Annotated in this window: 1 rRNA gene and 1 pseudogene; one reads left to right on the forward strand and one right to left on the reverse strand. The window is 65.3% G+C overall.

Annotated features, from left to right (window positions below):
* Positions 1-464: pseudogene (locus tag KUM03_RS33530) on the forward strand (hypothetical protein); the annotation flags it as partial.
* Positions 465-585: 121 nt separating this feature from the next.
* Here KUM03_RS33530 and rrf read toward each other — a convergent pair.
* Positions 586-702 (reverse strand): 5S ribosomal RNA (rrf, locus tag KUM03_RS33535).
* Positions 703-885: the final 183 nt, after the last annotated feature.

The raw sequence follows: 885 nt of genomic DNA on the forward strand, positions 1-885 counted from the left end.
AAGCCGCCACGGTCACCGCGGTCACCGCGGTCACCACGGTCGTCGCGGCGGAACGACGGGCGGTCGCCGCCGCGGTCGTCGCGGCGGAAGGAGGGGCGGTCGCCGCCACGGTCGTCGCGGCGGAACCCACGGTCCCCGCCACGGTCCCGGTCATCACGACGCGGTCCACGGTCCCGGTCGTCACGACGTCCGTACCCACCACCGCGGTTGTCATCACGCCGGTCATCACGACGATCGTCACGGCGGTCATCCCGACGGAAGCCACGCTGGCCCCCGCGGTCGTCTCCTCGACGGTCATCGCCTCGGCGGTCGTCCCGCCGGAACCCACCGCGATCACGGTCGTTGTCGCGACGGAATCCGCCGCGGTCCCCGCGCTGACCGGAACGGTCACCACGGCCACCACTGTCCCGTCGCCGCTGATCGCGCTCCGGTCGGTCGTCGGGAGAGTTGGTGGACATGGGTGACTCCTGTCTTCGGTACCGCAAGTCATTCTCGCGCAGCCGGGTACCCGGTGCGCCCTGAAAAAACGAAAGGACCCCTGGTCCCCAGCTGAACGCTGGGGACCAGGGGTCCTTCCCAAAGATTGTTCGGCGGCGTCCTACTCTCCCACAGGGTCCCCCCTGCAGTACCATCGGCGCTGTAAGGCTTAGCTTCCGGGTTCGGAATGTAACCGGGCGTTTCCCCTACGCTATGACCACCGAAACCCTAATGGTTTCGAGCGAACAAGCACACTCTTCAATTGTTCTGTTCAGCTCGAAAGCCGGCAACTGTTCGTTGCCTCAGAACTAACACAGTGGACGCGAGCAACTGAGGACAAGCCCTCGGCCTATTAGTACCAGTCAACTCCACACCTTGCGGTGCTTCCATATCTGGCCTATCAACCCA

Origin of the sequence: Streptomyces sp. AC602_WCS936, assembly GCF_019049125.1 — a bacterium.
Lineage (GTDB): Bacteria > Actinomycetota > Actinomycetes > Streptomycetales > Streptomycetaceae > Streptomyces.